Genomic DNA, 26,002 nt, shown 5'->3' on the forward strand with positions numbered 1-26,002 from the left:
CTTTGCAAAATTACGAGGCTTGAGGCACTTCCTTCAACATTTCAACAAGCGTCGTGTGAGCGTCTTTTGCATCTTCCAGTACATGATCAAACTCAACTCTCACTGGAACGGCTTGCCCGTTCACTTGGGCAGACAGATCCATTCCTTCGGCATCGATCGCGACCATCTCAGCCGCACTCGCCTCATCTGCTTTGCCAAAAACTTTTGCATAGACCAACACCGCATCCGCATGGTCTTTGTTCATGTGGTTGCAGATGCGATCACTGATTGCTTGGGTAAATACCTCATCAGGCATCGTTTCATCTCCTGTCTTATCTGTCACGCATCATAACAAACAGGAGCCGAGGCGAAGAATGAATTGAGGCGTGAAAATTTTCTATGCCTTTATTCACAGATAGCTCTAGCCATAGACGGATGAAACACCCATCCCAAATCTGGTTGTTTCATTGATGTAGTTTTCTCCCCAAAAATTGATGCTGAAGTTAGTTGTTCGGCAAGCTCAATGGCTTATTGCCGTGCTTCCTATAGGAGCTTGTATCGCAGGTTTCACCCCCTCTGCTTTGGCTCAAACGACTCCTAAATCAGCGGTTGAATCAGCGGCTGAATCGTTGGTTGAACCGTTGACTACTCAATCTGCAACTACTCAATCTACAAAAGCTGCAACCTTACCGGTTCGACTAGAAATTCAGCTAAAACAGCGGCGTGTCACGCTATATCAGGGAGAAACCAAAGTTAAAAGTTATCCGATCGCGGTGGGTCGTCCTGGCTGGGAGACGCCCAAAGGAAGCTATAAAGTGCAGCAGAAAATTGAGAAACCGACTTGGATTCATCCCCTGACCGGAGAAGTGGTGAAAGGCGGCGATCCAGAAAATCCGTTAGGAAAATATTGGCTTGGATTCTGGACAGACGGAAAGAACTGGATCGGATTTCACGGCACGCCAACTCCTAAATCGGTTGGCACAGCGGCATCTCACGGTTGCATCCGCATGTACAACAAAGATATTTCCGAACTATTTGCCAAAATTCCGATCGGTACAGAAGTGACTGTCCGTGACTAAAGACAAATATCCATTCTTGATCTGAAAAATCAGACCATTGGGGGAGAGCTGCGCGATTACTAATCTTTACACTTCAGAACTGTGGTGACGATTCGACTTAGATTCTCACTGGCAGCAAAAAACAATCGCAGCCTGTAGCCCATCAATCATCCGGGCATGTAGATTCAGTACATCAAGGAGAACCAAATGAACGGAAAGAAGCGTGTGTTTAGTGACTTATTCACCATGAAAGGCGTTGCGAAATTAGCAGGTACTTTAGGAATTGCAGGTGTGGGTTCCTTCTTGGCGCTTCCTGCATTAGCACAGACCTCTCCCCTCAATCCCAGACCTAGCATTTTTAACGAAGCTCCCTATAACAAGAGTCTTGCTCAGGCAACGCCAGATCAAACGACGCCTGGTATGATGTCGGCTCCCACAAGCGGCACAGGCGAAGCAACGCCCCGCAATTCAACACCTTCTTTAGCAAAAGTTAATCCTAACCCCAGCATTTTTAACGAAGCTCCCTATAATCGGGCACTCTCAGCTGGCAGCACCACGGCTCCAGATAGCAGCGCTATGCCGGGTATGTCTGGCTCCTCGGACAACACCATGCAGGCTCCTGGCAGTTCTTCGTCGGACTCGACTCAAATGTCGCCGTCTGGGTCAGGAATGTCTCAGCAGAATCCAGGTCAGTCGGGATCGGGAAGCTCTACCTTGCAGCAAACTGCTCCTAACACTCCCAACAATGGTTCGAGCACAGGTGACGCTTCTCAGCCAGGAACGTCTCAGCAGAATCTGTCTCAGCCGGGATCGGGAAGCTCTACCCTGCAGCAAACTGCTCCTAACACTCCTAACAACGGGTCTACTCCTGCTTCCCCCTCTAATGTGGGTCCGGGCAGCAACACGGACAGAAGTACCCCAGGTACCAACTCGACTACAGAAACGACTCCTGGTGGTTCTTCAGGAACTCAAGTTACGCCTGGTTCAGGCAGTGGCACGGGCGATGTGATTGTGCCGACTACGCCTAGTGGGTCTGTGACTCCTGGTGGGTCTGTAACACCTGGCAGCCCTAGCAACACGGCTCCGACAACGCCTGATTCAACCATTCCTTCGACAACGACTCCTGATAACACAACAACGCCTAATACAACGGCTCCTGATGATACAACAACTCCTTCCCAGGGAGGAACTGAGTCTGGTGGAGGCGTGCGGGCGCTTTGGTAAAAGCTGCTCAAGCGCTAGGTTTGCCTAGATTGAGCGATTTCTACTGGGTCTGCCAACCTTGATCAGGCAGAACGCTGAACCAATAAGTAAAGGGACGCTCCTTCAGAAGAAGCGTCCCTTTTTCAGGTTTGGCTATGTTAGTAACTTCTCTAGCGTCTCGCTAATGCTAATTAATCCATTTCCAAAGCGGATGATTTGCTCCTTGATAGCGAATTTTGAGTACTCTGGCTTCAAGCCTCTTCTGCTCAACTTTTGAAAGACCAAAGAGAATATTTCGGCTTTGCCAAACAAGAGTACTTACAGTCATGCCAACGCAAAGACCTAACCCGATCGCGGCGATGGGATGACGAGCAAGTCCGTGACGCACGGCCGCCCAGGTAAAATACTGTTGCAGTAGAGAAATAGACTCTCGTAAGCTCCACAAGCTTAGCAGGCCAACCGTGAGCCATAGCCCGATCACAACGATCCATCTCCCGAGCACGGTTAATCGATGCAACTTACGCACTGAGGTTTGAAACGTTGGATCAGAAGGTGACGAGTCGGACGAGCGCGGGTCGTGCATATTGTAGATGCTACCCTAGTGAATCTTTAGAGACAGTCGCTTCGGTTGGCGTTGCGCTGACAGGCGCGATCGCGTTTCCAGTCCGTTCTCGCCACAGGGCAAGCAATGTACTAGCGATGAAAATGCTAGAGTACGCACCCATCGTGAATCCAATAATCAATGCCAGGGCAAAGTTCTTCAGCGTCTCTCCTCCAAATAAGAAGAGGGAAGTTAAGGTCAGCAAGACCGTTAGCGTCGTGTTAATTGAGCGCGTCAACGTTTGGTTTACAGCATCGTCAACAATATCGTTAATGTGACGACCGGGACTGAGACTGATGGTTTCCCGGACGCGATCGTAAATCACGACCGTGTCATTCACCGAGAAACCGACGATTGTTAACAACGCCACGATGAATAAACTATCCACTTCTGTGCCGTTGATCAGACCCAAAATGGCAAAAAATCCAATAGTGATCAGCACATCGTGGAGAAGGGCGACGATCGCAAAGACGGCATAATCGAACTGATACCGAATGGTTAAGTACAGTGCGATGCCGGCAAACGAGACAATCAGCGAGAGCAAGCCCGATGAGAAGAGTTGACGACCGATTGTGGGTCCGACCGTATCGATCTGAGTTTTCTTAACATCAAACGTTCCGATTTTTGACTCTAAAGCAGATTGCAGCTTGGATCGCTGATCCACGTCCAGAGTCGTCGTCCGAATCGTAACCGCATGTTGCTCTTGCCCAAGAACTTGAATGGTACTGCCAGCCAATCCTTGAGTATCTAGCACGTCACGAACTGCTGCCGTCTGAATCGGCTGATCGCAATTATTCGGTTTTGTGCAATCTAATTCAAATTGGAGGCGGGTTCCTCCGACAAAATCTAGGCTGGGGCGCAAGGGTGCCTGAATTTGAGTCCAGAGAATCGCCATTGCCGCCAATCCCGCCAGAATTAATGCTGAAGAAATGGCCCACCAAAGTCCCCGTTGACGAATAACATTCAGTTTCATGAGGTTGCCTCCGCCGACGGTTTGTTAGGAATGTTGGGGCAAAAGAGTTCTGGCTTTCGCAAACTTTGAATGCTCAACACGTAGAGCATGAGTGTCCGGCTACAGGTAATAGCTGTAAACATACTAATTACAACTCCCAATGCCAGCGTTAGCGCAAAGCCTCGAACGAGACCTGCGCCGAGCCAAAACAGAGCGGCACATGCAATCAGCGTCGTGACGTTGCTATCGAGAATGCTGGAGAAGGCGCGAAAGAATCCAGATTCGACCGAGCGATAGAGCGTTTTGCCCGCTTTAATTTCCTCGCGGGTACGCTCAAAGATCAGCACGTTGGCATCGACGGCCATCCCAATACTGAGAATGAAGCCTGCAATACCAGGCAGCGTCAGGGTAACGCCAAGCAAATTAAATGCGGCAAAGGTAAGCAAGGCATAGATGACCAGCGCGATCGCGGCAATGACGCCGGGCAATCGGTAGTAGACAATCATAAACACCAGCACCAGTGTCAAACCACCGATACCCGCAATAATGCTGCTTCTGATGCTGTCTTGACCCAACGTTGCACCCACGGTTCGGTTCTCGACAATTTGAATGGGAACCGGAAGCGAACCACCGCGAAGCTGTAGCTCTAGCTCTCTGGCGGATTCTGCCGTAAAGTTTCCGGTAATGACCGCATTACCTCCGGTGATGCCTGTTTGGGAGAATTGCCCAGGGTCAACACTGGGAGAGCTAAGCAGTTTGTCGTCGAGAAAGATTCCCAAACGGGTGTTGGTTTGAGCCGCTTTCTTGGTGAGGGCTGCAAATAAATCGGCTCCTTTTTGGTCGAAGGAAATGCCGACGGCCCAAACGTTACCTTGGAGTTCGGTGCGAGCGTCCTTGAGGTAGCGACCGTCTAGCCCCGTTTTCTCATAAACCTGTTTGATTGCATCCTCGACCTGCTTTTCTTTCGCGGCGATCGCGGCTTGGTTGGCAGCGATCGCGGCTTGGTCGCCCGCTTTTTCTAAGGCGGGTTGTTTTGCCTGCAATTCTTGCAGTTCTTCTTGCCGGACTCGTAAAAATGCGATTTGAGTCGGATTTTCTGAGCGAAAGTCTAGCTGTGCTGTTCCGCCCAAGACTCGTTCCGCTTGTAGAGGATTATCGACTCCTGGAAGTTGAACGAGTACCTGATCTTCTCCTGCGGTTTGAATCACAGGTTCAGATACTCCTAATCCGTTAATCCGCCCTTCAATTACTTTTTGAACGGCTTCGAGTTCTCGCTCTGTAATTTTCTTAATTTCTTCGGTGGGTTTTACCTGAATAGTGAGCTGAGACCCCCCCTGCAAGTCTAGTCCTAAGCGAGTTGGCACTTTAACAATAACGACGATTGAGGCGATCACCAGTGCCAAGATTAATAACAATAATCCGCGTTGCCTTCCCATAGCCAAACCTGATACAGACAAAGGCTATGATAGCTCTTTCTTCAGGGTTTAAGGCTGATGGAGGGATGTGGAGCTAGGGCAAACATATAAAAAATGGGTTCTTGTTTAGCAAGGATTCTAGGCCAGGTAAGCAAGAACGATGAAGGCCTGAAATGCTAGACCTCAAGGATCAAAGCTTCCATACGTTTACCCTACAACATCCTTGTTTGAGTCCTAACGTTCATGTTCAACGGCGGCTAGTAACCTTCGCGTTACCACCGAGGTCTCTGAACTATTCGTTGCGACACGGTTGTTGTGCTGCCGTCCGCTACGAGGTTCTCGGTTTTGTTAGAGAGTAGTTCAAACTGAGACAAGAACTATCACTTTCTGTAAACATTTTTCCGGTGTTTGCATTGAAGTAGGAGAATGAGCAACCCTTTATCGTCAATTTCATAACGAACGCGATAATCACCGATACGAATACGGTACTCATTGTCAGTACCTTTCATTTTGACCACTCCATCGGGACGTGGCTCTTCAGCAAGTTGTTGGATCCTAACAGCAAGGCGATCGTAAACGTCATTAGGCAAAGCATCTAGCTGTTTTTGCACAGCTTTAGGCGTGATTATGGTGTAGGTCATGCCGATCGATTTGCTCGCTGTGCTACATATTGGTCAAATGTGGTGTAGTCACCTGCTTCATAGTCAGCATGGGCAGCTTGAATTTCAGCGATGTCCTCTGGGGAGTCCTCATCATCGGGGAATAATTCAGCTTCTAAAAATTCCCAAAGCTTATGCTTTTCATTAATTTCCAGTGATGAAATTGCTTCTAAAAGTGATTGAAATGAAATATCTACTTTCACAGTATTCTCAGCCATTAAAGCTTTCCTCCATTGTTGATTTTACATTGTGCTTTTTAATTGCTCCTGTGCCCATTCTCGCAATTGCTCATCGGGATCGTTAGTGGCTCTATCGCGCAGCAGTTCAAGATTTTTGGGATGAGTGAGATAGTAGGTGAGGAGAGCTTTTAAGGTCACAGAACGAGAATTTTCTGTTCGCCAACCTTTATAGCCAGGTTCACAGCGATAGAGGATCACAAGTTATTAATTTTGGAATCCCTGAACTATGCTCGATGATCCAGCCACTCTGGAGGATTGCACTTCTATTTTGCCATTCGATTGTGAAATCTAGGGTGTAGCGTTGTCCAAACTCATCCGTCTTCCCAACTGGGCTTCCTGAACTTTGACAACCTCAAGAAGAATTTGACGTAATTCTTCAGCATTTTCAGCCTTCATTCCGAGAATAGCCGAGTTTTATGCTTTCCGTCATCGTGTTCCAGGCTAAGGCAGTAGTGATGTAGTTTACGAATGTCAACAACTACATTTTCCGCCTTCAGAATTATTGATTCGCTTGATTATAATCACCTTAATTAAGACCAAGGAACTTCAAACACTGTGGTGACGACCTTGGCGATCGCATTCCTTAGGAATGCTTCCGTGATACCGACTTAGGCTTCGGCATTATTAAGGAACGCTTTCGTTGTATCGACTTGCGCTACGGCATTCCTAAGGAACGCTATCGTGATACCGACTTACGCTACGACATTCCTTAGTAATGGCGTCGTGATACCGACTTAGGCTACGGCATTCCTTAGTAATGCCGTCGTGATATCGACTTGCGCTACAGCATTACTAAGGAACGCTGTTGTTATACCGACTTAGGCTACGGCATTACTAAGGAACGTTTGCGTCATACCGACTTGCGCTACGACATTCCTTAGTAATGCTTTCGCTATATCGACTTGCGTTATCCCATTCCCAGTAAATAGGCTGACAGAGTGCAGTATCTCTAGCCAACTTAGAGAGATACGCTGCCTCGTTCTTCACATCTGTTGTTCAACTGACATTCGGAACCGTGGGAATATCTTGCGCCTGTCCTAAACTGCTCATGTTGCCAATGTTGGCTCGACCTTGGGTTAAAAATCGGAATGTTTCCTGATACAAACTCTGCCAAAAATGGTTGCTCATGTTCTGACTCACTTCGGTCGGGTCAACCATCGGATGGGGAACTTGGTCTTTTAGAGGGTAAAGATAAAAAGCATTCCTGCCTTCATCGCCACTGATATCTAGATAAAACGCTTTGTTCGTCTCGATGTCTGCCGCGTCTTCATTCTCGGTTAGCACCATAAAGGTTGGAATGTTTTGCAGCGATCGCACAGACGAGTCACTCATCACAACGCTACTGCCAAAGCGATCGACAGCGGTCAACGCCCCAACTGGAAAGCGTAAATTTGGGTCCCACCCCGACTCACTAATATCTAACGGACCTGCCAAATTCACATATTGCCTCCGCTCTTTGCCGTGAACTTTGAGCAACGGCGCGTAGGCAACAACACGCCGGACGCGATCGGGGCGCGACGCTGCCAATCCTAACGCAACGGCTCCACCAACCGATAAGCCAACCGTATAGATAGCTCCCGGCATAGCCTGAAGTTCTTCGAGTCTGGTTTGAGCTTCGCTGAGGTAACCAAGATGGGATGAAGTAAAGTACTCGTCAAAATCTGGATCGTCAGGGGACTCGATCGCTTTGATAATATCGAGCAACCGAGGCTCAATCGCCACCAATCGAGCCATCAGTGCAACCTGTTGCAGAAAGCCGGGACGAGCCGCATTCGGGCTATTGGCAAAGTTTCTAAAGAAGTCTTGCAGAATTGGGTCACGCCCAATCTTGGCTTTCAACGGATCGGCATAGGGAGGCTTGAGATCGACTTGACACCAGTTTTTAGCAGGATTAATTAGAACGTGTCCTGCGATCACGCACTGATACACATTGAATCCGTTTTGAAACAGATAATCCGCGAGTCTCCACATTTGATGCGGTTTGGCACTAAAGCCATGAAACATCATCACCGTGCCGCGAATCGGCTTTCCTGGCTCATGAAACAGATAGTACGGATACGCTCCCTCGCGCCGCTCAGGATTGCGATCGAGACTTTGGATGTAGCCATCAATCGATCGTTTGGTCTGATCGATCTGTTCTCTAGTCGGTGTAACGTTAGGAGCATTCATATAAAAACCCACAAGAAAAACTTAAAATTCCCGTATCACTTAAAACGATGAACCTGGCTGCTTCAGAAACTCAAGCTCCTCAACGGTAGATTGGCGTCCCAAAATCATATTGCGATGGGGAAAGCGTCCAAACCGTTCAATAGTTTCCCGATGTCTTAGGGCAGATTGATAGCTATCGCTTAACGCCGGATCATCTTTAAATTGCTCAAATAGCTTCACGGACTGATGTTGAAATTCCAGATCTTCGGTGTGCTCTAAAGGCAAATAAAAGAATTGTCGCTGCACGGGCGGAAGCTGCTGATCGAATTGGTGGGCGATGCCGTGCTGTGCTGCCTCTAATGCAGCCGAGTCGCTGGTAAATGCTTCTGGCTGACCGCGAAACATGTTGCGAGAGAATTGATCAAGCACGATCACCAGCGCTAAGCAGCTTTCGGCAGAGTTCTTCCAATCTGCCAGTTCTCCTGCTGTCGCTTGAATGTGGAGGGACAGAAAGCGCGACCTAATTTCTTGATCAAACTGCAAGTCTTTAGCAAACCAAGCCTTGCGTGGCTTCAACTCCTTGCCAAACCAAAACTCCAAAACGGCTTGAACGGCTTTCATATAAAAATTTTCCTCGCCAGTCACGGAAGTTCTAACACAAACTCCTGCGACTAACGAGGAAAACACGAGTATTTAGTTGTCTAACTAGTCTTGGCTCTATGACATCGCTTGAATGATGTAATCGAAGTAAGGAGCCGCTTCAGCTGCATCTGGCTGACTGAGCAAACCAGTCGCGGCATCTTTGAGACATGCGATCGCTTCTGCCATGCCCGGAACCGGAACACCCAGCGCGTTATACATTTCCCGCGCTCCTACGACACCAATCTTCTCAATCGGATCGGTGGTTCCCGACAACACACCATAGGTCACAAGGCGCAAATACCAGCCATAATCGCGCAGGCAAAGTGCCCGTTGTTTATTTCCATAAGCGTTGCCGCCCGGAGAAATAAAGTCAGGACGCTTCTTCCAAAGGGATTTGCTGGCTTCTTCTACAATCTTCTTCTCATTTTCAGACAAGACCGTAGCGATGCGGGTGCGCTGTACTCCCGTCGTGAAAAAGTCCTTTATACCATTGAGTTCGCCGCTCGTTGGATAACGAAGTTCGTCGTCGGCTTGTAAGATAACTTGGCTAACTACGCTCATATTTAATTGCGGTATCTCAGAATTCATTTAGTAGTTTATCTATTTTCGGTCACTTAACGGAAGAGAGTTTTCTCATTTGCCTTGACAAAACGTAACATATAGTCTGAGGAACAGGATTCGGGAATGCCACACTAAGACTTATAGTCTGAGGAACAGGGTTCGGGAATGCCACACTAAGACTTGTGGAGATGTGCTGACTTGCAGCGACGACTCTCCTTTGTCCGTGTTCAGGAAGCCGCACAACAGCCTCAAACATCACGGCATCAACTCCACACGGGGGTCGCTCACCCGATTCGGAAAGGCTTTGCGCCAGTGCGCAGCACCGTTAGAGTTTAGAAATCCTTGCTTTTCTTTTGCGCTACTTCTCTCTTGTCGAACTCACGTTATTGCTATGTCCAAGGGTTGGCTTGGTAAACTGTGTTAAGCAATACAAACAGTAGAGACAGACGGTGGAGTGAAGCGTCTTTAGCTTCCTCTAACAAGACTTCGTTGTAGTTGAGTTTGCAACTGTTCTTCGGTTCGAGCGGGTTCTTTACAACTCAGTCCTTGGCAAACTAGCGCGATCGCATCTTCAGGCATTTCCTCCATTACTGCAAAAGCTGCTGTTGGCAAATACTGCATTTCTAGCTGAGAGATTTGATCCCGTGTTGTCCGAATCAAGGTTTGGTTGCGAAACCAATCCAACGCGGAAAATAAACTGGGGCAGGCAGCTGGAGATTGTTCCATCACGCTTGCAAACGCTTGTAAGGTGTGTTCAGCTTTGTCGAAATAATCTAAATCTTCGGTGAGGAGAGAGAGACGGACAAGATTCGCGATCGCAATGCCATTGGCAGACGGAGTAGCGTTGTCCACATAACTCCGTTCTCGAATCAACAGATCCTGACTCGCATCCTTCGCCGTGTTGTAATAGCCGCCCATTTCAACACTCCACAAATATTCGTCGAATTCATCTTGCACACGCAGGGCAGCCGCCAACCAATCGGTCTCATTTTCGGGGGCTTGCGCTCGAATGCTGCGCGAGACTTGATGCAAATCGAGTAAGGCTTTGATAAATAGGGCGTAATCTTCGGATTGGGCGAGAACTTCTACAGTGCCGTCGTAGTTAACGCGATGAAATCGGTTGTTAATCCACTGATTTTGCAGAATAAACTCGGCGGCTTGGGCGGCAAGTTCTAGATACTCTACTTCTCGAAAGACCGCATACGATCGCGCTAGGCCTGAAATCATCAAACTATTCCAAGCGACGATCATTTTGGTATCTGTCACTGGTGGAATTCGGCCAGACCAAGCCAGCGATCGCGCTTCATCGGCATTGCGAGCAGGCGGAAACGTTTCTGTGATGCAGCTTCCGTATCTTGCTGCGAACAACTTACCGAGCGCTGTTTCTACCGAGTCGGATAGTCTTCCGGGATGCTGTCGCTGTAGAACGGTTTTGCCTTCAAAGTTACCTTGTTGAGTAATAGTGAATTGGGCTTGAAGTTCAGCCAGTTCTTCAGGGGTGAGCAGGTGCTGTAATTCTGCAAAGCCCCAAACGTAGAAGTCTCCTTCTTCAGGTTCTGCGGCATCGCTCGTAGCGAAATTATCCGCGTCTTGAGCCGCGTAGAAATAGCCTTCCGGTGAAGTCATTTCTCGTTTGAGCCAGCCTACAGTCAGTGCGATCGCTCGTTCAAATCCAGGTTCCTGAACACCCACCGCCCACAGATTCGCGAGATACTCCACAACCTGTCCATTGTCGTAAAGCATCTTTTCAAAATGCGGCACAGTCCAAGTGGGATCAACGGTATAGCGATGAAACCCGCCAGCCACATGGTCAAAAATGCCGCCGAGCGCTAAATTCATGCCGCGTCCAATACTCACATCATGCGGGTTGTATTGAGTATCCCAGTTGAAGCGCGTCGCTCGCAGGGCGGCTTCTGCATAAGGAATCATGGGAAACCTAGGACCCGGCGATTTGGATGAAAGAATTCCAGCACTGTACTCTAATCCATGTCTTAGTAAGTTGTCACTGAGCTTAGAGGCGGGAAGCAGAGCAGAATTCTGCAAATTAGTCAAAATTTCGGCTTTGATGCCGTCTAACTTTCCTTTGTCTTGATCGTAATAGCGACGAATTGCCTCCAGCACTTGCAGAAATCCGGGGTGTCCGTATTTGGGATTAATCGGAAAATAGGTCCCCCCATAGAACGGCACTAAGTCGTCGGGTGAAAGAAAGATGTTAAGCGGCCAGCCGCCCTGCTCTATGATCATCTGTAGAGCTTGCATGTAAATGCTGTCGAGATCCGGGCGTTCTTCGCGATCGACCTTGATTGGTAGAAAGTTAGCGTTGAGATAATCTGCGATCGCGCGATCTGAAAACGCTTCGCCTTCCATCACCGTGCACCAGTGACAGCTTGAATACCCAACCGATAGAAAAATGATTTTGTCCTCTCGCCGAGCGGTTTCTAGCGCTTCATCGCACCAAGGCCACCAGTCGATCGGATTGTTAGCATGCTTTCGTAAGTAGAGGCTTTGAGCTTGGGCAAGACGATTCGGCATGGGAGCACAAGAAGGAGGGGCACACTCCGATTTTTTCGTGTTTGCCCCTCTTTTCTCATCCTTCTATAGCTATGGTCTTATCCTGAGGCTATGGTCTTATCCTGACCGTAAAAGCTCCTGACTAAGGAGACGTTGGCGACCCGCGAAGAATGGCAGAACCATTCTGCAACTCGATACCTTTGACGTTGAGTTGATTCAATTGCAGTTCTAGTTTGAGCCGTTCTTTCACTTGCTCAGGAGACACGCCCAAACGCTGAGCAAGCTCCGCAACGGAGAGGCTCAAATTTCCAACTCGAACTCTTGTCTGATCGTCAAAATGCATCCTCCCGTCTTGAACATAGGGTTTGCCCTCGATGCCGATATAGACTTTGCGATCGTTCAAGCCCGGAAATTTCTGAGCCGCTTCGTTCAAAAATCTTTTCTCCTGAGCGCCCAGATTACTGTCTTTTAGCGCCTTGATATCCACTACTGCACCCGTCTTTAAAGTGTCCTGTTCAACTGTAGTGTGAACGCTTTTAACCGATTTTGGCAGCGCTTTTGTTTGGCTCTTCTCAGCAATTTTTGCAACGAGCACATCATTCAGTTCTTGCTGATCAAGCTGCACTTCTACGTCCTTGCTCGAGCGCTTATCAAACGCTTGATTGGATGCTTCAGACCCGGCGCTCGATAAGCTATCAGGCGCATTACTGACGGCATTATTATATGATCCAAGATTACTGCCGTTCAAATCATTTGAACCCAGACCCTTCGCTCTAGAATTCTGCTGAAGTTGCGCTTGGATCTTTTGCTCAACTTGTGCCGTACGTTGTTGAATATCAATTGACGATGGCTCGGCATTCCCCTGATACCAGTCTGGTAGCTTTGTCGCTTGATGCCAGACATAATACAAACCTGCCAGTGCGCCACCTAGCAGCACCAATAAGACAAATCCAATCTTTTTCACAGCTACCTCAAACTACTCGCAACAAGTCAATTTCCTCTCAAGATAGCCTGTCTTCCTCTGATTCCCAAACCTCTCATCTTGGTATTCCTCCACCCCTGCATCTCTCACAACTCGCTAAAATAGAAAAAACTACTGGCGTGGCTTCATGATTCCTACCGTTATTGAAAGTTCAGGTCGCGGCGATCGCGCCTTTGACATCTTTTCTCGGCTTCTGAGAGAGCGAATCATCTTTTTGGGACAAGCGATCGATTCAGATGTCGCAAATCTGATTGTCGCGCAACTGCTGTTTCTTGAGTCAGAAGATTCTGACAAAGACATCTATCTCTATGTCAACTCTCCGGGCGGTTCGGTCACGGCAGGCATGGGCATCTACGACACCATCAAGCAGATTCGTCCGGCGGTCTCGACGATCTGTGTCGGCTTTGCTGCCAGCATGGGCGCGTTCCTCCTAAGCGCTGGAACTAAGGGCAAGCGCATGAGCCTGCCTCACTCCCGCATTATGATTCACCAACCGCTTGGCGGCGCACAAGGTCAAGCTACAGACATCGAAATTCAGGCAAAAGAGATTCTCTATCACAAACAGCATCTGAATTCCTTACTCGCCGACCACACAGGTCAACCGTTAGAGCGTATCCAAGAAGACACAGAGCGGGACTTCTTCATGTCTGCTGAGGAAGCCAAAGAGTATGGCTTGATTGATCAGGTCATCGATCGGCGTCCTTCAGCCATGAGACCTGCTTTGGTTGCATAGGCACATTTAGCCTGTGATTGAGGGTAAACCGAGACGTTTAGCTTTGGTTTGCCCTCTTTCGTAGAGTCAAATTCTGTATCAAAGCTTCAGAGAATTTGGGCTGTGATATGATGATTAACTTGGAATCTTTTGTCAAACCCTTGTAACCCGTAAGGAGTTCACTTTCCCAGCATGGTCAAACTGCGATTAAAGCGATTCGGCAAAAAACGCGAAGTCAGCTACCGCATCGTCGCGATGCAAAGCACAACTCGCCGTGATGGTCGTCCCCTAGCCGAAGTAGGTTTCTACAATCCTAGAAGTGATGAAGTGCGGCTCGATGTGCCCGCGATCGAGGACTGGCTCAAAAAAGGCGCACAGCCCACAGATACAGTCCGGAGCATCCTCAGAAAAGCCAACGTGCTTGGGCAAGTAAACGCCGAGCAAGTAAACGCCTAGATCTTGAAGCCGTCCTATGACTCACTCTCTGCAATCGCAGCCCGACTACGCAGGATTACTGCGTTTTTTGATGCAGCCTTTTCTCGATACGCCTGAAGCCTTGCGGGTGGACTGTGAAAACTGTGCTGATGGCTCCCGCATCTGGGTGCGGATGGCGTTTGAAGGGGCGGATAAAGGGCGGATATTTGGTCGAGGCGGGCGGAACGTACAGGCAGTTCGAGACGTATTGACTAGCGTGGCGAAGGCCGCTGGGCAGTCGGCGACCCTTGAAATCTACGGAGGGCATCAAGCCGAAGAAAGCTCAGAGCGAGAGCCGCGTCCCCGTCCATCTAAAAGCTTACCCAAGCCGCGCTCTGGTCCGCGTCGTGAATCGTGATGATACGCAAGATCCTGCGCAACTGAGCTTCTGGAGGCATCTGAAACATTCTATTCAGATGCCTTTATTCGTTAAAATTTCACCTACTAAGTGCAAGACTATCAATAACTGGTTATTAGAATTCACCCTTTTACCTTCTCTTCATGAGCGAAACGGTTACTCTTCAATTGCCTAGTGATGAGAGCGCGATCGCGCTTGCCGGAGTTCAAGAATCAAACCTCAAATCGATTGGACAGCAAACGGGCGCGAAGCTAGTGCTGCGTGGACGAGAACTGATGATTTCAGGGACGGCAAATCAGGTTGAGCGATCGCAGCAGTTAGTCTATTCGCTTCAGCAATATTGGACGCAGGGCAAAGCGATCGACAGCGCTGATATTCTCACGGCGCGTCATGCGCTAGATACGCATCAGGAAGAAGCACTCCACGATCTGCAAAGCGATGTACTGGCACGGACTCGGCGCGGTGAAGTCATTCGAGCAAAAACCTTTCGCCAAAAGAACTATATTCAGTCCATTCGCAAGCATGATTTGACGTTCTGCATTGGTCCTGCCGGAACCGGAAAAACATATCTTGCCGCCGTAATGGCAGTGCAAGCCCTGCTAGACAATCAGTATGAGCGATTAATTCTGACTCGTCCGGCAGTCGAAGCGGGTGAGAAGCTGGGTTTTTTGCCCGGAGACTTGCAGCAGAAAGTCAATCCTTATCTGCGTCCGCTTTATGATGCGCTGTATGAGTTTGTTGATCCGGAAAAGATTGCTGGATTGATGGAGCGGGGAGTGATTGAAGTGGCTCCGATCGCATACATGAGAGGGCGCACCTTAAATAATGCCTTTGTGATTGTGGATGAAGCACAAAACACAACGCCTGCGCAAATGAAAATGCTGCTCACTCGAATTGGGGCTAAATCCAAAATGGTAGTGACGGGCGATCTGACGCAAACCGATCTACCCTCGCACCAAAATTCCGGGTTAGCGGTGGCAGAACGAATTCTGCGATCGACAGAAGGGATTGCGTTCTGCAATTTCAACAAATCCGATGTTGTGCGTCATCCACTTGTGCAACGCATCGTAGAAGCGTACGAACAGTACGAGAAGTAGAACGAAGAATTAATCAAGATTGCTCCATGCGCGTCACACACCTTAGGGAAAATTAGAGCGAAGGTCGCAAAGTTTGGGCTGAACGTGCATTCATCTATAGAAAACCTACAGAGATTTAACCGAAAGGTCGAGACACGAATTGGGCATTTCACATCCAGCTAGAGGGCGGAGTGCGATCGGGGGGTTCTATCAAGTTGTAAATTAAGTCATAACAGCCGAAACAGATGACAAACGAAGAACAACAAGTACGTGTTTGGAGAATTCGTAATAGAAGGCACGGCTATGAGAAGGACGTGCCTCTTGAAGCAAGTTGGGAAGTTAGTTTAGATCCAATCAGTGATAACTTTACACCGAAAGAAATCAGTGCCTTTGATCTCCTTAAGCAGTGGATTGAGAGAGTACAGCACGAATATCCAAATGGATTAGTTCCTATCTACTGGTCTGTTCGGGCAGCAAAACATGGTGTTTTTGAGGCAATGCCGTTCCAGTGCAAACTAGGAGGTTCACCTCGTAATGATTTTCTAACTTTCTTTACCTATCCTGAAGATCCTGAAACAGGTGAGCGGCTAAATTGGCTTTCTTTACCAGTTGTGGATAAGCTTTGGAACTCTCAATGCGCTGATAAAGGTGGGTTTATCCAACAAGCTACAGGTTGGAAACCCTCTATCCTTCAACCTTTTGTTTATCTACCAGCTTTAACGAACTTCCTAGACTGAGCTTATGCTACTTAACAATCCTAAAATTCTCTAGGATGTAATAGCTGCTTATTTGCGGAAATACTGACTGAGTGTTGTAGTTTTCGCCAAGATTGCAGCAAAACTGAAGGATTCTAATGGACAAATTTCTAAGCGGCTTCATTAAAGTCGAAAAATCTGTCCAAATTTTTACTCTGGTTGGCATAATGCTGTTTCTAGGCTATTTAGGATCTGTGAGCTATCGTGGTGATCGCGCGCCTTCTCCAAGGACATCACCAACAACACAGCAGTAGAGAGCACATTGGCGTCTGGAAATGGAGAATGGCGATAAGCAATGATTGTGGACTAAGCAGCGCAATGCTTGTGTCACACAACTCTATTCAAATTGCGATTCGTCTGTGTATAATTTTGGGATACTTGAAGGGGAGTAGCTGCTGGATCACCCAGCCCACCTAAATCAACATACTGGCGATGAGCCTGGTTTAGGTGACAGATTAAAGCACTTCTAATTTGTAAGCGAGACCTTCACTGAGTTCACTTCTGATGTGAGCTTGGTGGAGTGTTTTAGTCTCCTCAAGCTCCTCAGAGTCCGTTACCCGATCTTGAGGAGCCTGAGCGCGTGTTAACAGCTTTTACAGCCGGATTATTACTCATTACCATCAGTGAATTAGGCGATAAAACCTTTTTTATTGCGATGTGCCTAGCCATGTATCATACACGGCGGTATGTTTTACTCGGCACGATCGCAGCTTTAGCTGCAATGACCATCCTTTCGGTTCTACTTGGCAAAACGGCTGCACTCTTGCCTCAACAGTGGTTGCACTATGCCGAAGTTGGGCTGTTTCTGTTCTTTGGCTTCAAACTACTCTACGACGCCAGTAAAATGCGCGTCGAGTGCCATAGCAAATCCTTGGCTTCCGATGAGACGTTAGCAAACTGCGCCTCTGACGCAGAACGCGAAGCCCTAGAAGCCGTCGCCGAAGCGGAGGCGAAACTGAGTAAGAAAACACCATTTGCCATTTGTCTAGAAGCGTTTGTTTTAATCTTTGCAGGAGAGTGGGGCGATCGCACTCAGTTTGCCACCATTACATTAGCCGCATCCAACGATCCGATGGGGGTAACGCTTGGAGCGATCGCAGGTCACACGATCTGCGCCCTGATTGCCGTCATGGGAGGGCGTTTAATTGCAAGACATATTTCTGAACGGACGGTCACACTTTCAGGAGGAATTCTGTTTTTGGTGTTTGCAGTTGTGGCATGGGTAGAAGGATAAGAGAATCACACAGCACTCGGTAAATTTACTAAAACTTCGTTCTGCAGAAAATTGGGTGAAGAGACCGTTAAGCCTGAGATGACGTCACTACTTCGGTAAAATTCTTCAGCTTTAATGTAGGGCAAGTTTAAGGTATAACTGGCTTTTGGTCGTTGTCTGCTGCTTAACCAAAATCAGCTACAGATTACATAACCAAACCTGTCCGGGCACGGTTAATCAACGTTTTCTAAAAAAATTGCTCATGCTGCTAAACAAAGGGCACACTTCTTCAGCGTTCGGTTGGAGTCTGCAACATCGCCGCCTGCTTACAATCAGAACAGAAGTGCTTTCAGGAATTACAGTTGCATTGGCACTAATTCCCGAATCGTTAGCATTTGCCGCGATCGCTAAGGTGCCTCCTATGGTGGCGCTCTATACCTCCTTTTGTATGGCGATCGTGAGTGCGATCGCAGGGGGGCGTCCTGCCATGATTTCTGCCGCAACTGGATCGATGGCGCTCCTGATGGTTAGCCTCGTTGAAAAGCATGGCGTTGAGTACCTGTTTGCCGCCACAATATTAACGGGAATACTTCAGTTTCTGATTGGAGCGTTTAAGCTCGGTAAGCTGTTTAATTTTGTTCCTCAAGCTGCGATCGCAGGGTTTGTCAACGCCCTCGGTATTCTAATTTTTCTAGCTCAAATTCAACAACTTCCTGGAGAGCCTTGGCAGGCTTACGTTATGGTCGCGGTTACGCTCGCCATCGTTTATCTGTTTCCTCGAATTACGACAGCCATTCCGTCACCGTTGGTGGCTATTGTCGTGATGACGATCGCGGCAATGTCTCTCCAGTTACCCATTCGCCGGGTGGGAGATATCGGAGAGATCACGCGCAACTTGCCGATGTTTCATCTTCCTCAAGTCAGTGTCTCTCTAGAAACGCTGAGCATCATTTTGCCTTACGCAATTACCCTAGCGATCGTGGGCTTACTCGAATCTCTGCTGACAGCAGATCTGGTGGATGATCTCACCGATACCCAAAGCTCTAAAAACAAAGAAGCGCGAGGTCAAGGCATTGCAAACTTTGTCACAGGCTGTATTGGCGGCATGGCAGGATGCGGCATGGTCGGACAAACCTTAATCAATGTGCGATCGGGGGGTAGAAGACGGCTTTCAACTGCCGTTTCTGGAGCCTTTTTATTGTTTTCGATCTTTGTGCTGCAAGATGTTGTGCAACAAATTCCGATGGCAACTCTGATCGGCGTCATGATCATGGTAGCGGGTGAAACCTTTAGTTGGAAATCGATCAAGACCCTGAAAACGTCGCCGTTTCCCGAAATTCTAGTCATGCCAGTTACAGTTTCAGTTGCCCTCTGTACGCATGACCTAGCCCAAGGCGTCTTAGCGGGGATGCTCTTCAGTCTGTTGCTGTTTGGTTGGCAACTCGCTCAAATCAACGCTACGAGCGCGATTGATTCAGATGGCGTCAAGCTCTACGAGGTGACAGGACAGCTATTTTTTGGGTCAGCGGCCAGTTTTGTAGACCTGTTTCGGGTCAGCAGCGATCCTGAGCAGATCGTGATCGACTTTGCGCGATCGCATATTTGGGATCAGTCCGCTGCCGACGCGATCGCAAAGGTTGTGGCCAAGTACGATCGTTTAGGCAAATCTGTTACTTTGGTTGGTCTCAATCTCACGAGCTACCAGTCCGCTAGGCGTTCAGGCGTTCCCGAGCAAGTCATGAGGATTCAACAAGTGGTGTGAGTTAGAGCGGTTTAACCTCTTCCAATGGCGGTAATGACGGTGCTTTGTAATCGCCAGATTTGCCGCCTGTTTTGCTAATCAAGCAAATTTGCTCGATCTGAATTGATTTCTCTAGCGCCTTCGCCATATCGTATAGCGTCAGTGCGGCAACCGACACCGCCGTTAGCGCTTCCATTTCAACTCCCGTTTCTGCTCTTGTTCTCACCTCAGCCTGAATCGTATAACCTGGTAACTCTGAATCAGGCGTAATAAGAATCTCGACTTTTTGAATCGGCAACGGATGACACAGCGGAATCAGAGTTGCTGTTTGTTTGGCGGCCATAATGCCTGCAAGTCGTGCCGTTCCCAAAACATCCCCTTTTGGCGCATCGCCTGCTGCGATCGCGGCCATCGTCTGGGGCAACATTCTGACTCGCCCTTGAGCGATCGCGGTTCTAACCGTTAACTCCTTCGTCGAAACGTCCACCATTTGCGCTTGTCCTTGAGGATCGAGATGAGATAGAGATTGATGATTTTCCATAAGTAATGAGGTCTCAAAAAAATGAAGGTTCAAACATTTGTGTCACCACACTTGATGTGATAGTATAGATTTCTAGTGAAGCGCAAGGGCTTGTAGCTCAGTGGACTAGAGCACGTGGCTACGGACCACGGTGTCGGGGGTTCGAATCCCTCCTAGCCCGTTACGACAGGAAAGGGATGTACTTCTTATTGGTACATCCCTTTCCTGTTTTCTGTGTCAATTATTTCTCTGTTAAAAATCTAAAAATCCCCTTATCTAGACCTAGATAAGGGGATCTCAGCAACTTAATTTCTATTTAGAAACTAGCGGTTTGGCTCAGTGTAAACGGGACGGTCATTGTTGTAAGCGGCACGAGGACTACGAGCGCCAACAACTGCACCAATTAAGGAAGAAAGTAATCCTAGCAATGAACCCAATACAAAAGACCAAGCTGCTTTAGAAGTATTGCCTGCAATGTCGCGAGCTTGATTTGCCGTCACATTAGGAGGAGTACTTGGAATTGCATTAGGAGCGTTGGCAGCACCACCTGGGACTACTTGATTCGCTACTTCGCCTGCATTGGATGCTAGAACGCCGAATGCGCCAGAAACACCACTTGCTAACAAGTAAGCGCTGAGAGCTAAGGTGGTTGCCCACAGAATTGCAGCATTCAAGAGAGCCGTACTCCGGTTCATCGGACCGCAGGCGCGAGCCATTACCCAGTTGCCGATAAATAGCGAAATCAGTAAGCTAAGGATTGACCACCAGCCAACAGCACTCGCTACGTCAGGAGCATTGGTTCTAGGTGCGCCAGAGTTGGCGATCGACGTTGCCCCGATCGCAGCACCTAATGCGCTAAGAATTAATTGAGAAACTAAGGCAACGAAAAGTCCTGCAATGATGGGACCCCAGCGAACGCGATCGTGATAATCTGCTGCCACCGGAACCACCGCTGCCGTTTCGGTAATTGGTCGATTAGTATAAGCCATGTAAATTAGCTCCCAAAAGTGATAGTCTTTTACAAAAAATTTAGACTTGAGCATCACTTTAGGCTTTGTTTTAATCACATATCTCTATCAGTAGTGGGAATCTTAGGGAAATACCTAGTCTGCCATTGGTTAGATATGATTTATAGAACCTGTATGTATGAATGACACGTAAACCTCTGAACTAGAACAAAAGTTTCTAGTTTTGCTGAAAAGGTGCGAATTAAATGATAATTCTTACCTATTGCTCGATTCCGTCGGGGATCACTTGAGATCAGAAGTGCAGCGAGAGGTTTTGTCAAATTAATATCAGTACAACCTAATGCATTGGCGTTTAGCGAAGTCTAACTGCTGTTCCGACTGCTGTAATCAATAACAACACTCCTGATTGATCCATATTGATTGTGCCAGTATCAATTTCAATGCCAATTACTGCATGTGCTCCTAACTGTTGAGCGCGCTTCTCTAGCTCCGCCATGGCATCACGCTGTCCACGCTCAAACACACGCTCATAGGCAGCAGTCCGCCCACCAATGATGTCTCGAATGCCTGCAAAAAAATCTCTTAGAGCGTTGCTACCATACACAACTTCAGCCGTGACAATACCTAGATATGCTTCAATATCTGCGTTTTGAACTACATCAGTTGTCGTTAAAATCATGCTCTTCTCCGTGCAACAAGGTTAAAGGATACTAACATTTCTTCTTGATCATTAAAGATAGGACTAAATAAAAATAGCCAACAGCTTGAAGTTTGTAGCAAAGGTGTGGTAATCGATCATTAATGAATCGTAATGAAACCTTGCCTTGGACAGTTTGCATGATAAAGCGATTAGCACAGAGTGCCATTCTAAAGAAACCGATTCGAGTCACTGTCAATGTTCTCTTTGCTGGCTTTATTGTTTTCTCATCTCAAGTTGGACAGGCTCAGTCTCCAGAGCGGGATCCGTCTGCGTCGTCGGATGCAGGTCAAGAACTTAGTGCACTCGTTGAGCAAGGTCGAAAGCTAGCTGACACAAAGGACTGGGCAGGAGCGCTTGATGCGTTTCAAAAGGCGGCGGTTCTGGATGGTAAAAATGCTCGAATTTTTTCGGGAATTGGCTATATCCAAGCTCAAGCAGGTAACTTTCAGGAAGCAGCCACTGCCTACCGTCAAGCGATCTCGCTTGATCCCGATAATGCCGATTTTGAGTACGCCTTAGGCTTCAGTTTGGCAAGTGCAGGAGACGATTGGGCGGCGGCAACTGCTTATCGTCGAGCCATAAAGCTAGATGCGAAAAACGCCAATGCCTATCTAGGATTGGGTGCTGTTCTGGCGCGCCAAGAACAATATGACGAGGCAATCGGGGCTTATAAGCAACTCATCAAGGTCGAGCCTAAAAATGCAGCAGCCCAAGAGGCGATCGGGCTACTCTACCTTCAGCAGGGCAACACCGAAGCGGCAATTCTGGCACTGCAAGCTGCTGCAACTTTAGAGTCTCGTCGCAGCAGCGTTCAGCTTGGCTTAGGCCTAGCATGGTTAAGCCAAGGCAATCGTGAATCGGCACTCGCAGCATTCAATCGTGCTACACAGCTCGATCCCCATAATGGAAAACTCCATTTGCAAATTGGTAATGCTTTAGAAGCAACAGGAGATAGGCAGGGAGCGTTGGCAGCTTACCAGAAAGCGGTAAATACCAGCCCTGACTTAGCAGAGGCTCAGCTTGCCTTAGCAGATTTGGCCCTTGAACAAAAGGAAACGATGCGATCTCTGCTTGCCTATCGCGAAGTGATTCGTCTATCCCCCAATAGTGCGCGGGCCTACTATCAGTTGGGTATGGTTTTGAAAATGCGCGATCGCACTCAAGAAGCGATCGAGGCGTTGCAAAAAGCTCAAACTCTCTACCAGCAGCAAGGTCAATCCGATGATGCTAAGCGAGTTGAGACAGCACTAAAAGAATTGACCCGATCGTAATCGTTTCTTTTCCTAGTCTGTAATTTGTTGGGAATTAATAGGGCTGTCCGTCCACGAGGGTGAGCGCTGTCGGATGACAGCGTTTGATGATCGAGTGAATGCCGATCGCGCCTTCACCGTTAAGATCTTCCAGATAGCCAGGACAAGCGGCTTCCGCCTCTGTTGGATGATCAAATGGACCAAAATAGTAAACGCAAGCCGGCTCATGGGTAGAAACCTCGACCCACCAAGCTTGTTTTGCTGCTTGAAGAAACCCGATCGCAAATTCTTGAATTGCCTTTAATAGGAACATGGTTGAAATTTAATACCAGTAAGTTAAGAACGGCAATTTTTAGCTAGAGTTCCAAGGCTTCCTGAAATATTAACTACACTCTACATTAAGTTACTATCACAGAAAATCAAGTTGTCATCCTAAGCGTAATCCTTGTAGGAAGAGCATTTCGAGCTTTCAATTTATTAATAGCGATCCCCTTTTAAGAAGGTGTATTAAATTTAACAATTTGAAGATTCCTTAGCTCGAGCGATGAGTTTAGAGGAATGAAAGAATGACGATGCTTACTTCATCCCTCATTCTTACGTGGACGAGCACTAACCCCTGATGTTGAGCCTGGGAACCTCTGAAGCCCTCCCTATCTTCTAAACTGAAAGAATGGGGTTTACGATTCAGCCACTTCCAATCGACGTTGTGCATCTGATGGCTGCTGGAGAAGTGATCGATTCGCTCTCAGCAGTGGTACGCGAATTGGTGGAAAACGCGTTGGATGCAGGCGCAACTCGAATTTCGGTTTCGATCTGGGCAGATCAATGGCGAGTGCGGGTCTCTGATAACGGTGCAGGCATGACGCTAGAGAATTTGCAGCAAGCGGCACTGCCTCACACGACAAGTAAAATTCGCGATCGCGCTGATTTGCAAACCATTCAAAGTCTCGGTTTTCGCGGAGAAGCGCTCTATAGCTTGGCCCAGCTTTCTAACCTGGAAATCCTCAGCCGTGTCGGGGCTGAGCAAGGCTGGCGAGTCGTTTACGACACCGGGGGCAATCCGATCACAACCGAAACCGTTGCGATCGCACCCGGTACGATTATCACTGTGGATCGCTTGTTTGAAACCTGGGCAGCTCGCCGGGATGGATTGCCGTCTGCCGCACAACAGTTAAAAGCGGTTCAGACGATGATTTACCATTTAGCGCTCTGCCATCCTCACGTTACTTGGCAGGTTCAGCAGGGCGATCGCGAGTGGATCAGTCTGTGGGCAAGCCGCACGCCCAAACAAAGCTTGCCACAAATGGTGCGCGGCGTGCGTGGAGAGGAATTACAAGAAATTCAGTTGACGTTGAGCCAGTCATTAGCATCCGAGGCATCAACGTCCGAGGCATCGCTCTATCTGCTATTGGGATTGCCCGATCGCTGTCATCGTCGCCGCCCCGACTGGGTAAAAGTGGCGGTTAACGGACGGCTCATCCACATGCCCGAATTAGAGCAGACGCTACTCGCTGGGTTTCGCCGCACTCTACCGCGCGATCGCTATCCGGTTTGCTTTCTGCATCTGCATCTCCCACCCGCCTACATTGATTGGAATCGCCATCCTGCCAAAGCGGAAATCTATTTGCACAACCTCGACTATTGGCAAGAACAGGTGACGAGCGCGATCGAGCAAGCCTTTCGGCTCAACCCAAAATCATTGCCTGACGATCTATATTCGAGTCGAGTCGGGACTCTGCTAAAAGCCGCAGAATCTGAAGGAGGCTATACCGTCCACCGAGAGATTGCCCCTGCTACGCCGACGCTATCCTCGCTACGAGCGATCGCGCAAGTTCACAATCGCTATATCTTGGCAGAACATGCCAGCGGCATGTGGCTTGTCGAACAACACATTGCCCATGAACGGGTGTTGTACGAGCAGATCTGCGATCGCTGGCAAATTGTTTCTCTCGAACCTGCGATCGTTCTGAATCAACTCACTCATGCCCAAGTCGAGCAGTTGCAGCATCTCGGACTGACGGTAGAACCCTTTGGCGACCAGCTATGGGCAGTGCGCTCAATTCCTACTCTTTTGGCTGAGCGAGAAGACCGCGCGGAGGCATTACTAGAACTCAGTTTAGGAGGCGATTTGCAAACGGCGCAAGTTGCGATCGCGTGCCGCAGTGCAATTCGGAATGGTACTCCTCTTACCCTCGCAGACATGCAAACGCTGCTTAACCAGTGGCAGCAGACTCGAAATCCTCGTACCTGTCCGCACGGACGTCCTATCTATCTAGCTTTAGAAGAATCCGCCCTCGCTCGTTTCTTTCGACGACATTGGGTGATCGGCAAAAGTCATGGGCTGGAATAATGGGTCGTCCTGCTGAACGTTGGATCTTTGAGACTATATTGCAGCATCAGCAGTAGAAACCCTTACAAATCACGAATTCCGGATCGACTTGCCTTATAATCTCAGGCAGGATATTTACATGGGTACGTGATCCTACCCTTCTATTCCGTGAGGAGTTTAATACCATGATGAAAGCGAAGGCTTGGCGTCAATCAGTCAGTGCTTTGGTTGTTCTAGCAGTGTCTACCGTTAGCGGTGCTGCACTCGCCCAAATCCAATCTTCTCAAACAGCTCAAACTACATCCAATACTCTAGTTGCTCAAGGATCGTTGGTCGGTCAGAGGCGATGTGCTAAGCAGCCCACTGCCATTTTCGGCGATCGTACTGCAACCAGTGCAGTGGTCAGGGCATTAGCCACTAATCAATCTGTAACGCTTTCCGAAAATGCGGCCCAAGCTGGCTTTATTGGCGTCAGTGCACCATCTCCAGGATTTGTGCAAACCGTCAATCTGAAGCTCTGCCCTGGTACTCCGTCTCCATCACCATCACCGTCCCCGTCTCCATCACCGTCTCCGTCCCCTTCGCCTAATGCCTTGTGTCGCTCAGTTCGAGCACAACAGGGGCTGATTGCCCGTCGTGGACCCAGCGTGACTTCTGCGTATGTCGGTAGCGTAGCGTACAACTCAAAAGTGTATGTGACGAGAAATCCTCCCAATTCTAGAACTGAAGCGGATGGTCGGATCTGGATCGAGATCAATCGACCGATCGCAGGCTGGGTCTCCAATGGCTTTATCAATACACCTGGTTCAAACTTGGTTTACTGCCAGTAGACAAATCCTTCCAACGGTTTACAGCTAAACCAATTATTTACCGAGAGGCTTTATAAGCCTCTCGGTAGTCAAGACAAAAGCAATTCAATTAGAATTGCTTTTGTCTATCAAAAGGACCTGAAAAGA

At 48.4% G+C, this 26,002-nt stretch carries 31 protein-coding genes and 1 tRNA gene; 14 read left to right on the top strand and 18 right to left on the bottom strand.

The genetic code is table 11. From position 1 onward, the window contains the following. Positions 1–10 precede the first annotated feature (10 nt). Positions 11–295 (bottom strand): DUF2470 domain-containing protein, encoded by a 285-nt coding sequence (locus AC5I6P_RS26630; RefSeq protein WP_495696797.1) that lies wholly within the window; start codon positions 293–295, stop codon positions 11–13. A gap of 178 nt (positions 296–473) precedes the next feature. Between AC5I6P_RS26630 and AC5I6P_RS26635 the strand changes: the two genes are divergently transcribed. Both AC5I6P_RS26635 and AC5I6P_RS26640 read left to right on the top strand, forming a co-directional pair. Further along, positions 474–1,058, top strand: coding sequence for a L,D-transpeptidase (locus AC5I6P_RS26635; RefSeq protein WP_495696798.1), 585 nt, complete (start codon positions 474–476; stop codon positions 1,056–1,058). Positions 1,059–1,244: 186 nt separating this feature from the next. Then, complete coding sequence (locus AC5I6P_RS26640) at positions 1,245–2,261, top strand: hypothetical protein (RefSeq protein WP_495696799.1); 1,017 nt, start codon at positions 1,245–1,247, stop codon at positions 2,259–2,261. 166 nt (positions 2,262–2,427) lie between these two features. Here the strand turns inward: AC5I6P_RS26640 and AC5I6P_RS26645 are convergent, their stop codons facing one another. The 11 genes from AC5I6P_RS26645 to apcD form a co-directional block, all read right to left on the bottom strand. Next, a complete protein-coding gene (locus AC5I6P_RS26645) occupies positions 2,428–2,823 on the bottom strand; it encodes a hypothetical protein (RefSeq protein WP_495696800.1) in 396 nt (131 codons plus the stop codon). 10 nt (positions 2,824–2,833) lie between these two features. Further along, on the bottom strand, positions 2,834–3,814 hold the full coding sequence (secF, locus tag AC5I6P_RS26650; protein ID WP_495696801.1) for a protein translocase subunit SecF: 981 nt from the start codon (positions 3,812–3,814) through the stop codon (positions 2,834–2,836). Beyond that, entirely contained in the window at positions 3,811–5,229 is a 1,419-nt protein-coding gene (gene secD, locus AC5I6P_RS26655) for a protein translocase subunit SecD (protein WP_495696802.1), read from the bottom strand. Before secD ends, secF begins: the two co-directional genes overlap by 4 nt. 359 nt (positions 5,230–5,588) lie before the next feature. Then, a complete protein-coding gene (locus AC5I6P_RS26660; protein WP_495696803.1) occupies positions 5,589–5,849 on the bottom strand; it encodes a type II toxin-antitoxin system RelE family toxin in 261 nt (86 codons plus the stop codon). Next, positions 5,846–6,085 carry a hypothetical protein gene (locus tag AC5I6P_RS26665; RefSeq protein WP_495696804.1) on the bottom strand — a complete coding sequence of 80 codons (240 nt, stop codon included), beginning with the start codon at positions 6,083–6,085 and terminating at the stop codon, positions 5,846–5,848. The genes AC5I6P_RS26660 and AC5I6P_RS26665 overlap by 4 nt, the downstream gene beginning before the upstream one ends. Before the next feature lie 24 nt (positions 6,086–6,109). Beyond that, positions 6,110–6,244 carry a hypothetical protein gene (locus AC5I6P_RS26670; RefSeq protein ID WP_495696805.1) on the bottom strand — a complete coding sequence of 45 codons (135 nt, stop codon included), beginning with the start codon at positions 6,242–6,244 and terminating at the stop codon, positions 6,110–6,112. 40 nt (positions 6,245–6,284) lie between these two features. Continuing rightward, positions 6,285–6,386 carry a hypothetical protein gene (locus tag AC5I6P_RS26675; RefSeq protein WP_495696856.1) on the bottom strand — a complete coding sequence of 34 codons (102 nt, stop codon included), beginning with the start codon at positions 6,384–6,386 and terminating at the stop codon, positions 6,285–6,287. Positions 6,387–6,498: 112 nt separating this feature from the next. Then, a complete protein-coding gene (locus AC5I6P_RS26680; protein ID WP_495696857.1) occupies positions 6,499–6,609 on the bottom strand; it encodes a DUF6883 domain-containing protein in 111 nt (36 codons plus the stop codon). Between the two features lie 493 nt (positions 6,610–7,102). Continuing rightward, on the bottom strand, positions 7,103–8,275 hold the full coding sequence (locus AC5I6P_RS26685) for an alpha/beta hydrolase (protein WP_495696806.1): 1,173 nt from the start codon (positions 8,273–8,275) through the stop codon (positions 7,103–7,105). 39 nt (positions 8,276–8,314) lie between these two features. Beyond that, positions 8,315–8,875, bottom strand: coding sequence for a DUF924 family protein (locus AC5I6P_RS26690; RefSeq protein WP_495696807.1), 561 nt, complete (start codon positions 8,873–8,875; stop codon positions 8,315–8,317). Between the two features lie 96 nt (positions 8,876–8,971). Next, complete coding sequence (apcD, locus tag AC5I6P_RS26695) at positions 8,972–9,457, bottom strand: allophycocyanin subunit alpha-B (RefSeq protein WP_495696808.1); 486 nt, start codon at positions 9,455–9,457, stop codon at positions 8,972–8,974. A gap of 198 nt (positions 9,458–9,655) precedes the next feature. Between apcD and AC5I6P_RS26700 the strand changes: the two genes are divergently transcribed. Continuing rightward, entirely contained in the window at positions 9,656–9,793 is a 138-nt protein-coding gene (locus AC5I6P_RS26700) for a hypothetical protein (RefSeq protein WP_495696809.1), read from the top strand. 129 nt (positions 9,794–9,922) lie between these two features. Here the strand turns inward: AC5I6P_RS26700 and AC5I6P_RS26705 are convergent, their stop codons facing one another. Next, positions 9,923–11,989, bottom strand: coding sequence for a thioredoxin domain-containing protein (locus AC5I6P_RS26705; RefSeq protein ID WP_495696810.1), 2,067 nt, complete (start codon positions 11,987–11,989; stop codon positions 9,923–9,925). A gap of 121 nt (positions 11,990–12,110) precedes the next feature. Further along, positions 12,111–12,932: an Lrp/AsnC family transcriptional regulator gene (locus tag AC5I6P_RS26710; protein WP_495696811.1), complete on the bottom strand. Its 822-nt coding sequence runs from the start codon at positions 12,930–12,932 to the stop codon at positions 12,111–12,113. A gap of 145 nt (positions 12,933–13,077) precedes the next feature. Between AC5I6P_RS26710 and clpP the strand changes: the two genes are divergently transcribed. The 7 genes from clpP to AC5I6P_RS26745 all read left to right on the top strand — a co-directional run bounded on the left by clpP (position 13,078) and on the right by AC5I6P_RS26745 (position 19,300). Then, a complete protein-coding gene (gene clpP, locus AC5I6P_RS26715) occupies positions 13,078–13,683 on the top strand; it encodes an ATP-dependent Clp endopeptidase proteolytic subunit ClpP (RefSeq protein ID WP_495696812.1) in 606 nt (201 codons plus the stop codon). Between the two features lie 171 nt (positions 13,684–13,854). Beyond that, the gene (gene rpsP, locus AC5I6P_RS26720) at positions 13,855–14,118 is read left to right on the top strand and encodes a 30S ribosomal protein S16 (protein ID WP_495696813.1); all 264 of its coding nucleotides are present in this window, start codon (positions 13,855–13,857) and stop codon (positions 14,116–14,118) included. Positions 14,119–14,134: 16 nt separating this feature from the next. After that, positions 14,135–14,494, top strand: coding sequence for a KH domain-containing protein (locus AC5I6P_RS26725; RefSeq protein ID WP_495696814.1), 360 nt, complete (start codon positions 14,135–14,137; stop codon positions 14,492–14,494). Between the two features lie 143 nt (positions 14,495–14,637). Further along, positions 14,638–15,591, top strand: a complete 954-nt coding sequence (locus tag AC5I6P_RS26730; RefSeq protein WP_495696815.1) for a PhoH family protein — start codon at positions 14,638–14,640, stop codon at positions 15,589–15,591. 224 nt (positions 15,592–15,815) lie between these two features. Beyond that, complete coding sequence (locus tag AC5I6P_RS26735) at positions 15,816–16,307, top strand: hypothetical protein (RefSeq protein WP_495696816.1); 492 nt, start codon at positions 15,816–15,818, stop codon at positions 16,305–16,307. Positions 16,308–16,905: 598 nt separating this feature from the next. Beyond that, the gene (locus AC5I6P_RS26740; protein ID WP_495696817.1) at positions 16,906–17,559 is read left to right on the top strand and encodes a TMEM165/GDT1 family protein; all 654 of its coding nucleotides are present in this window, start codon (positions 16,906–16,908) and stop codon (positions 17,557–17,559) included. A 241-nt stretch (positions 17,560–17,800) separates the two neighbouring features. Continuing rightward, complete coding sequence (locus AC5I6P_RS26745) at positions 17,801–19,300, top strand: SulP family inorganic anion transporter (RefSeq protein WP_495696818.1); 1,500 nt, start codon at positions 17,801–17,803, stop codon at positions 19,298–19,300. Between the two features lies 1 nt (position 19,301). Here the strand turns inward: AC5I6P_RS26745 and moaC are convergent, their stop codons facing one another. Continuing rightward, positions 19,302–19,820, bottom strand: coding sequence for a cyclic pyranopterin monophosphate synthase MoaC (gene moaC, locus AC5I6P_RS26750; RefSeq protein ID WP_495696819.1), 519 nt, complete (start codon positions 19,818–19,820; stop codon positions 19,302–19,304). A gap of 86 nt (positions 19,821–19,906) precedes the next feature. On the opposite strand from moaC, the gene AC5I6P_RS26755 reads away from it, so the two are divergent. Continuing rightward, positions 19,907–19,980 (top strand) — tRNA-Arg (locus AC5I6P_RS26755). A 142-nt stretch (positions 19,981–20,122) separates the two neighbouring features. Here the strand turns inward: AC5I6P_RS26755 and AC5I6P_RS26760 are convergent. Together AC5I6P_RS26760 and AC5I6P_RS26765 are read right to left on the bottom strand one after the other, a co-directional pair. Next, complete coding sequence (locus tag AC5I6P_RS26760; RefSeq protein ID WP_495696820.1) at positions 20,123–20,788, bottom strand: hypothetical protein; 666 nt, start codon at positions 20,786–20,788, stop codon at positions 20,123–20,125. Positions 20,789–21,119: 331 nt separating this feature from the next. Then, entirely contained in the window at positions 21,120–21,446 is a 327-nt protein-coding gene (locus tag AC5I6P_RS26765) for a YbjQ family protein (protein WP_495696821.1), read from the bottom strand. A gap of 158 nt (positions 21,447–21,604) precedes the next feature. Here AC5I6P_RS26765 and AC5I6P_RS26770 point away from each other — a divergent pair, with 158 nt between their 5' ends. Then, the gene (locus AC5I6P_RS26770) at positions 21,605–22,738 is read left to right on the top strand and encodes a tetratricopeptide repeat protein (RefSeq protein WP_495696822.1); all 1,134 of its coding nucleotides are present in this window, start codon (positions 21,605–21,607) and stop codon (positions 22,736–22,738) included. A 34-nt stretch (positions 22,739–22,772) separates the two neighbouring features. Here AC5I6P_RS26770 and AC5I6P_RS26775 read toward each other — a convergent pair whose 3' ends face one another. After that, positions 22,773–23,030, bottom strand: coding sequence for a DUF1816 domain-containing protein (locus AC5I6P_RS26775; RefSeq protein WP_495696823.1), 258 nt, complete (start codon positions 23,028–23,030; stop codon positions 22,773–22,775). Between the two features lie 357 nt (positions 23,031–23,387). Between AC5I6P_RS26775 and mutL the strand changes: the two genes are divergently transcribed. Beyond that, complete coding sequence (mutL, locus tag AC5I6P_RS26780) at positions 23,388–25,067, top strand: DNA mismatch repair endonuclease MutL (RefSeq protein ID WP_495696824.1); 1,680 nt, start codon at positions 23,388–23,390, stop codon at positions 25,065–25,067. Positions 25,068–25,231: 164 nt separating this feature from the next. Beyond that, complete coding sequence (locus tag AC5I6P_RS26785) at positions 25,232–25,876, top strand: SH3 domain-containing protein (RefSeq protein WP_495696825.1); 645 nt, start codon at positions 25,232–25,234, stop codon at positions 25,874–25,876. Positions 25,877–26,002 lie beyond the last annotated feature (126 nt).

It is taken from the genome of Myxacorys sp. (assembly GCF_059501405.1).

What these genes read in the sequence shown, in the direction of transcription:
- AC5I6P_RS26635 (WP_495696798.1), top strand. Translation starts at nt 474, where the DNA reads ATGCTGAAGTTAGTTGTTCGGCAAGCTCAATGGCTTATTGCCGTGCTT.
- AC5I6P_RS26645 (WP_495696800.1), bottom strand. Translation starts at nt 2,823, where the DNA reads ATGCACGACCCGCGCTCGTCCGACTCGTCACCTTCTGATCCAACGTTT.
- mutL (WP_495696824.1), top strand. Translation starts at nt 23,388, where the DNA reads ATGGGGTTTACGATTCAGCCACTTCCAATCGACGTTGTGCATCTGATG.
- secF (WP_495696801.1), bottom strand. Translation starts at nt 3,814, where the DNA reads ATGAAACTGAATGTTATTCGTCAACGGGGACTTTGGTGGGCCATTTCT.
- AC5I6P_RS26640 (WP_495696799.1), top strand. Translation starts at nt 1,245, where the DNA reads ATGAACGGAAAGAAGCGTGTGTTTAGTGACTTATTCACCATGAAAGGC.
- AC5I6P_RS26685 (WP_495696806.1), bottom strand. Translation starts at nt 8,275, where the DNA reads ATGAATGCTCCTAACGTTACACCGACTAGAGAACAGATCGATCAGACC.
- AC5I6P_RS26770 (WP_495696822.1), top strand. Translation starts at nt 21,605, where the DNA reads ATGATAAAGCGATTAGCACAGAGTGCCATTCTAAAGAAACCGATTCGA.
- AC5I6P_RS26775 (WP_495696823.1), bottom strand. Translation starts at nt 23,030, where the DNA reads ATGTTCCTATTAAAGGCAATTCAAGAATTTGCGATCGGGTTTCTTCAA.
- AC5I6P_RS26735 (WP_495696816.1), top strand. Translation starts at nt 15,816, where the DNA reads ATGACAAACGAAGAACAACAAGTACGTGTTTGGAGAATTCGTAATAGA.
- rpsP (WP_495696813.1), top strand. Translation starts at nt 13,855, where the DNA reads ATGGTCAAACTGCGATTAAAGCGATTCGGCAAAAAACGCGAAGTCAGC.
- AC5I6P_RS26785 (WP_495696825.1), top strand. Translation starts at nt 25,232, where the DNA reads ATGATGAAAGCGAAGGCTTGGCGTCAATCAGTCAGTGCTTTGGTTGTT.
- apcD (WP_495696808.1), bottom strand. Translation starts at nt 9,457, where the DNA reads ATGAGCGTAGTTAGCCAAGTTATCTTACAAGCCGACGACGAACTTCGT.
- moaC (WP_495696819.1), bottom strand. Translation starts at nt 19,820, where the DNA reads ATGGAAAATCATCAATCTCTATCTCATCTCGATCCTCAAGGACAAGCG.
- AC5I6P_RS26765 (WP_495696821.1), bottom strand. Translation starts at nt 21,446, where the DNA reads ATGATTTTAACGACAACTGATGTAGTTCAAAACGCAGATATTGAAGCA.
- AC5I6P_RS26665 (WP_495696804.1), bottom strand. Translation starts at nt 6,085, where the DNA reads ATGGCTGAGAATACTGTGAAAGTAGATATTTCATTTCAATCACTTTTA.
- AC5I6P_RS26630 (WP_495696797.1), bottom strand. Translation starts at nt 295, where the DNA reads ATGCCTGATGAGGTATTTACCCAAGCAATCAGTGATCGCATCTGCAAC.
- AC5I6P_RS26690 (WP_495696807.1), bottom strand. Translation starts at nt 8,875, where the DNA reads ATGAAAGCCGTTCAAGCCGTTTTGGAGTTTTGGTTTGGCAAGGAGTTG.
- AC5I6P_RS26725 (WP_495696814.1), top strand. Translation starts at nt 14,135, where the DNA reads ATGACTCACTCTCTGCAATCGCAGCCCGACTACGCAGGATTACTGCGT.
- clpP (WP_495696812.1), top strand. Translation starts at nt 13,078, where the DNA reads ATGATTCCTACCGTTATTGAAAGTTCAGGTCGCGGCGATCGCGCCTTT.
- secD (WP_495696802.1), bottom strand. Translation starts at nt 5,229, where the DNA reads ATGGGAAGGCAACGCGGATTATTGTTATTAATCTTGGCACTGGTGATC.
- AC5I6P_RS26730 (WP_495696815.1), top strand. Translation starts at nt 14,638, where the DNA reads ATGAGCGAAACGGTTACTCTTCAATTGCCTAGTGATGAGAGCGCGATC.
- AC5I6P_RS26760 (WP_495696820.1), bottom strand. Translation starts at nt 20,788, where the DNA reads ATGGCTTATACTAATCGACCAATTACCGAAACGGCAGCGGTGGTTCCG.
- AC5I6P_RS26745 (WP_495696818.1), top strand. Translation starts at nt 17,801, where the DNA reads ATGCTGCTAAACAAAGGGCACACTTCTTCAGCGTTCGGTTGGAGTCTG.
- AC5I6P_RS26660 (WP_495696803.1), bottom strand. Translation starts at nt 5,849, where the DNA reads ATGACCTACACCATAATCACGCCTAAAGCTGTGCAAAAACAGCTAGAT.
- AC5I6P_RS26705 (WP_495696810.1), bottom strand. Translation starts at nt 11,989, where the DNA reads ATGCCGAATCGTCTTGCCCAAGCTCAAAGCCTCTACTTACGAAAGCAT.